This window comes from Thermoactinomyces sp. CICC 10522 (assembly GCF_016055075.1).
In the GTDB taxonomy this organism is placed as follows: Bacteria; Bacillota; Bacilli; order Thermoactinomycetales; family Thermoactinomycetaceae; genus Thermoactinomyces_A; species Thermoactinomyces_A daqus.
The window spans coordinates 1-6,246 of the sequence record NZ_JAECVY010000037.1 but is presented as its reverse complement, the minus strand read 5'-3'; the positions used below and the strand labels follow the sequence as shown (position 1 = coordinate 6,246).

General features: G+C 39.5%; 6 protein-coding genes and 2 pseudogenes. All 8 read right to left on the bottom strand.

Going from position 1 to position 6,246, the window contains the following annotated elements; genetic code table 11:
- Positions 1–468 precede the first annotated feature (468 nt).
- Positions 469–987, bottom strand: coding sequence for an Imm6 family immunity protein (locus I8U18_RS17230; RefSeq protein WP_198065161.1), 519 nt, complete (start codon positions 985–987; stop codon positions 469–471).
- Between the two features lie 685 nt (positions 988–1,672).
- Positions 1,673–1,937, bottom strand: a pseudogene (gene cas2, locus I8U18_RS17225) (CRISPR-associated endonuclease Cas2).
- A gap of 152 nt (positions 1,938–2,089) precedes the next feature.
- Complete coding sequence (locus tag I8U18_RS17220) at positions 2,090–2,356, bottom strand: hypothetical protein (RefSeq protein WP_198056543.1); 267 nt, start codon at positions 2,354–2,356, stop codon at positions 2,090–2,092.
- Positions 2,357–2,370: 14 nt separating this feature from the next.
- A complete protein-coding gene (gene cas6 / locus I8U18_RS17215; protein WP_198065160.1) occupies positions 2,371–3,114 on the bottom strand; it encodes a CRISPR-associated endoribonuclease Cas6 in 744 nt (247 codons plus the stop codon).
- A 915-nt stretch (positions 3,115–4,029) separates the two neighbouring features.
- Positions 4,030–4,497, bottom strand: coding sequence for a hypothetical protein (locus I8U18_RS17210; RefSeq protein ID WP_198065159.1), 468 nt, complete (start codon positions 4,495–4,497; stop codon positions 4,030–4,032).
- 585 nt (positions 4,498–5,082) lie between these two features.
- On the bottom strand, positions 5,083–5,388 hold the full coding sequence (locus tag I8U18_RS17205) for a hypothetical protein (protein ID WP_198065158.1): 306 nt from the start codon (positions 5,386–5,388) through the stop codon (positions 5,083–5,085).
- A gap of 41 nt (positions 5,389–5,429) precedes the next feature.
- On the bottom strand, positions 5,430–5,792 hold the full coding sequence (locus I8U18_RS18415) for a recombinase family protein (protein WP_033102228.1): 363 nt from the start codon (positions 5,790–5,792) through the stop codon (positions 5,430–5,432).
- Between the two features lie 151 nt (positions 5,793–5,943).
- Positions 5,944–6,030, bottom strand: a pseudogene (locus tag I8U18_RS18410) (helix-turn-helix domain-containing protein); the annotation flags it as partial.
- Between the last annotated feature and the right edge of the window lie 216 nt (positions 6,031–6,246).

Here is a 6,246-nt window from a genome sequence, read left to right as displayed (position 1 = left end):
GGAGTTTACGGGGAACCTTCAAAGGCTAAATGAGGCACCGGGGTGGGTCAATTTTAAACCGGCTGAAGTGGGTCAATTTAATCCCGGCGTTGACAAAAATGCTGTTGGCCTTTTTTGTCAACAACCTCAGACTAGTAAAATACTAGGCTTTTCATTCATTGATCATCTTGACTAATGTCTGATCATCGTTTTAGTAATGATAATTTTATCTTGGTTATAAGTAATCAACGCTTGTTCCCCTTGTTTCAAATTTTTTAATCTCCGATACTCCTTGTTCGCAACGGGAAAAGGAGATCCCATTCCCCTTTCCACAAATAATCTATACAACAAAAACCCCTGCCTTTTTTGCAAATGCGACAGGGTCACATGCAGACTAAATCTTTCATTCGCCCAATCTTTCCAACTATACCACGGCTTGGAAGCGTTCTTTTTAACTAAAAGCCATTGGAACCAGCCTTTTTTGTATTATTAAATCAAACGAATCATCTCTTCTCTCTTGATCTTCTTGTCACTGCCTGCTGGATAGTTTGCAAGGAGATATTCTTTTAACCGTTCTGCCCATTCTTCTTGGTATCCGTCCACTTTTTTTATTTTTTTAATGAGCTTGTCAATCGTTTCATCACTTTCACTTTCAAGAGATTGGGGAAGATATTTTTCGTTTTCATATTGATAGGCCTGCCAAGCAATATAACATACCGCATCCAATATACAAGCCCAAATTAATTTTGCTTGAGTACCATATGCATTATCACCTACATAAGATACGCCTTCAATAAAAATTAACCCCTCTTCATCTTCATTCTCTATATTCTCATATAGTTCATCACCACTATGTTTTTTCTCTTCAACCCATTCCCAACACATTCCGATCGATTTTCTTACTATATGATACCACTCGTAACTTTCTATTTTACCCATTACTTTTTCTGTCAATGTCAATAAATATGCAACTTTGGCATCTTCATTTACATTCTCATACCACTTCACAATCACTGCATCCTTATTCCTCAACATATTTATATTGCTTACCATTCTTTAATACAAAGAAATGGCTCATTGTAACTTTTTCTCCTCTTGAGTTTCACTAAATACAATTATCTCAAGATTTTGGTATCTCTTACTGGTTTGTAGCAATACACCATCAACTTTTGCTTTTCCGAGCCCAGATTCACCGGTAGCCATAAGTCGGATACTTTTCACATTGGGATCGAACGTGTTTCCAAATTTCCCCTTGACAGAATTTACCGATCGTTGCATTCTGCTGTTTTCACTTGCAATGGTTCACACTCTTTGTCAGGAGACGTTTTTCCTGCCATCCCTTCCAATCCACGTTAAAGAAAGACAGGGATAGAGAGCAAGCTTCAATACCTCATAGGTAGTTCCTAAACCCGGTCCCGTCCGGCAAGTGGTACAGCTATTACGATGGTGGTTTCAATTCCTTATAGGTAATACCTAAACAAAGAGAAGGAAAGTCAAATCCGCGAGGGATGGTTTTAGTTTCAATTCCTTATAGGTAGTTCCTAAACCCCGAAAACCCGCATAAAATTTTCCTTTATTTTAGCACATTCTTTTTCTCTTATTCACTCAAGAAACAAATGAATTAAAAAATAAAAGAAAAAATGTCGTAGATCCACGGGGTTTTTTGCACCACTTCCGATCGACGACGAAAGTGTCATAAGAAGTTGTCCAATGGACTCTTTTCCAACCCTAACACTTCCCGTTTGGAATAGGTTAAGGTCCTAAATGTGTAAATTATAACGGAATCTTCACTCTTATCGATCAATCGGTTAAGTTCGTGTTTCAGCTTATAAAGATTGCTTGGAGTAATTTCCCCCTCAAACACGGAATTTTGTACCCAATGGAGATAGACACGACATTTTTTCAACACCTTGGCAACCCTCTTCTGATTCACGTCATTAGACCAATATGACGAACAAGCCATTGTTCCTCCTACCATAACGATTTATAAGGCTCGTACTCTTCTTCCCCAATCAAATGTTTTTGGATTTTGTAAAGTTCCATGCGGATTAATGACCGATAGGAAACATTTCCCCGTAATTTTCGATGTTTGATAGTGGCTTGAAGCCTTTCATCGAATTTTCTCAAAAACAATGAACAGGCTTCGTCCTTCAGAACCACTCCTTGAAATTCCTTGCTGAAATCTTTTGCTCGAAGTTCCTTTTTCAATAAAGACAGGAGGTTTCTTCAACTTGGGACATAAAAAAGTCCCCTTCACGTCGGGAACTATCAAGTGGGGATATTTTTGAGGATGAATGGATTGGGTTTGGATCTCAACCAAACTTTTTCCTGATTTTTGAATACTTCTTCTCCCTAACTTAGCAATTGCTTGAATCAACAAGTTCACCTCCTTCAATCATTTACAGTGATAAATCCCATACCTATGCCATTCTTCCCCCCAAGTCCCATGTCATAGGCGATTTTCTGCAGTCTGGCATCCCCTTCCATGCCAAAAACCCCCATCCACCCTTTGATAATCAAGGACTTGTAACGGATCGTGTGTTGCCGCAATCCATCCTTTTCTCCACCTACTGGCCATATTGAAAAAGGAGCATCGCTCAGATTCAAGTTGTGAAAAGCCAGCGCTTTTTTTACCAGATTCCGGCGCAACAACTCCGAAAATTGCGGATCCCTCGCATCATAATAATGGGTCACTTTTCTTCCGTCTGGCGCGGTTAAAGTGGAATACATCGTGATCGGCGAAAGTGTCCGAATGAAGGTTTGTTTTTCAAAGACAGGATCTGGCAACATCTCTACATCTGAGATGGAAACTTGAGTCTTGCCCAACTGAATACCATCCCGTTTAAACAAATTTTCCAAGAGCAACCGAATTAACCGCTCCCAAGGAGAGCTAAGATATAAAGCAACTGGAGAGTAAAAAACGATTTGTGTCCGGTTAACCTCATACCGTCCTTGCAGCCATGAGAAGGAAAGGGGCTTGAATGACCGTTTTTCCCACAGAAACCCCTGGTTGTGAAGGAACTCCTTCACAGTTGGATCCCCAATCAGCTCATAAATGACCGCTTGGAGGATATGTTGGTAATATTTTGGAAGCGGTATGGATTTATCCGAATTCATGATGATTTTTAGCCTCATCCTTTTTCATCCTTATCATTGCTTGGTTGTAATACAACGTTCAATCATGTTTCAACACGCGTATCGTTCTTTACTGAAGAGAGAGAACGACTTGGCTTTTCGGACCGGCGCTGGAATAGAATGATTAGAACCATTTTCTGCCCCTTGCCGAATCGCTCTCTTTTGTCGTCAAATTAAACAGACAACTAAAAAGGAGCAATCTCAGCTCTAAATTAGTACAAACATGTATCATCACAAAACATTGTTATCTTATAGGTACTTCATAACCACTTCCATTGCGTTATGTCCCGATTATCAGATCAATGTTTCAATACCTTATAGGTACTTCATAACCCCCAAAAATCCGCATAAAACCTTTCATTATTTTAGCACATTCTTGTTACTCATACATCATTAAACAAAGACAAATGTCATCAATCCCCAGTTTTTTGACTACTCCTGATCGACGATATAAAATTCGCGCTAATCATTCACGTCTAACCCGCCCGAAAGGCTCGTGAAAGTGCCCTCATATCCTAGAAGAGATGGTCATTCATCGTCTTCGCCCCTATTCATCCCAAAAATGAGCTTCTGCCCGACAATTTTTATTGAACATCTCTTGAATAAATTTAACGACTAACTTTCCAAATCCAAACCTCAATAAACTGAAATCCAACCAACCCCGATCAGGTTGCCTTTTTTGTCGAAGATGTCCCGTTCCACCAAGTCTCCGGTACTGTTGTAGCCATTATAATTTTCATTTTAACTCAGCGGTCCATTTACGCCACCCCATAAAAATAACCCCTCTTAAGCCTCCTTCGTCTAGACTTTATCTCTCGTCTGGAAGCGTATTGATTATCCAGTGCTGTAATTTCATAGGATTGACCAATTCTGTTCAAACTGGCAGTAGTCGGTTAGTTTGCTCATATTTCTCTACTAATCGTTTTCATTTAGACCAAACCACTCTATATCTAAGGATTTTTCCACAATAATAATATCTTCAATAATACTGATTCCAGACTCTATACGATCACCAAAGTATTTATCTACGTCCTGGTAAAAAGGCCGTTTTGGATGGGAAGTCCGATTCCATTCCTCCACAAAGACCCTTTGAATTTTTTCTTTATCTTGTTTTTTGCCACGAATAATAAGATAGTCATAAACAGGTGTCGCAAAAGAAATATGATACAATAAGAATATATTTTTATCATCTGGATGCGTTATCAATATATCTGTATATTCTTCTTCCGACTCCCAAGCCTCTTCAAACTTTTTTACGACTGCTTCACGATTGTATGGAATACCTAAAACGGAAAGGATATGATCCAACTGATTTTCTAATGCAACTATCTCATAAATCGCCCAATTCTGTTCAAACTGGCAGTAGTCGGTTAGTTTACTCATATCATTTACCTCCAGTTAGTTTTTATATAAATCGGAATATTTTTCCCTACTAACTCTGGATACTTTAAACACCAACTCTGGAAAATCGTCAATCCCTCTACGAATGAGCTTCCCGCCTTTGCTGTCATACATTTCAATCGTTACATTCGGGTGTTTTATAGCAAATCGCTCAATGACACCCATATATGGCTTTTTATTCCCATCTTTATCATGTTCATATCGAGTCACTCCACTCGAAACTGGGGCAAACATTGTATTCAAAGAAAGCTACGATCTTGTCTGTTTCTTTTCCTGGATATTTTTCACCCAACAGCTCTGATGAAGTAGCCCAGCATTTGATTGTACGCGAAGCAATTTTCCAAATTATTGACGATCGGAATCTTGGCCAACATCGGTTTGATTGATGCTGTGGCTTTATCGATCACTGGTTGGGCAAAACTGACAACCCCTACCGTTCCTGCTTCGAATAAACTGGCCTCTTACTACCCACATTACTTTCTCTTAACTCTTCCTTCAGCACTGTTATACTAACTGTAAAAAAAACCCCACCAAGTACACAAAAATGCCTAGTGAGGTATACAAAATCTAGTCTAACGAATTTCGTATATTTGCACATGCTCTTTTCACTAACTCGTGGATCTGGTCAATGTGCCAAATGCAGTCAGAAAGTTTAAGGTGGAGATGGATTAATTTTTCAACAATAAGATCAATATTTTTAACATCTAATTCTTTTATATCATGTATCAATTCACTAATTTGTGGCTGTAACTGAGTAAAATCGTTGAGATTTTCATATTCCTCCTTAAATTCATTTCGAGAAATAATAGGCGTTTTGCATCTAGCATTTAACTCCTCTAGTAATTCTAAAATACTTCGTAAACTGTCAACCAATATTTTCAACTCCTTTTACCATTTGACTCTCCTACCCTGTTTTAATGCCGTATCGAAATAAAATCCATCAACTTTTTTGAGATGCGGTATGTCCGCTTGGAGCCATCTGAAAGCTTTTTGATCGTTCGTACAACGACCATATTGGACCTGCATTCACTGCACTTGCAGATTCCCAGCAAATCATTCCATGGGGTAATGTTGACCTTCTCACCATTCCTTTCTTTTGGATTGGCTTTTTCCCAGATTTCCCGGGAGACGATCGGCACATGATGATTTTTAAATACCAGCCATTTCTCCTGGGGGTTGAGGATTTGTTTCTTACGCCCACCGATCTTGATTTTGATATATTGATTTAAGATAAAATCTCCGCAATAAATGGGATTTTGGATCAAGCGCTGGACCAAGGTGCTTGAAACCCCATCCGTCCCTTGGGTATCAATCGAAGATCTGTCGGACGACCTGAGCTTTCTCTATGTTGATTTGCAAAAAGCCCCCCTCCCCCCTAAACACAAAAACCCCTGCCTTCTTTGCAAATGCGGCAGGGTCACATGCAGACTAGATCTTTAATTCGCCCAATCTTACCAACTCCACCACGGCTTGGGATCGTCCTTTCACGTTTAACTTTTGCATGACGTTACTGATGCGTACCTTTTGCAAACTTTAGGACGGGTTTATCTCAGACAAAAGGTGCAGAATGCCCCGATTCGTTCCAGAAGGGGCTGTTCACAGTCGGATAGACTGTTCCGAAGTTGGTATTTACTAGGGCGTGTCTGGTGAATCACTAATTGAGCCAAATCATCAGGGAAATCAAGGTAATGGCAGCACAAAAATAAACCGCCCGTTTTTCATAGCGCGTGG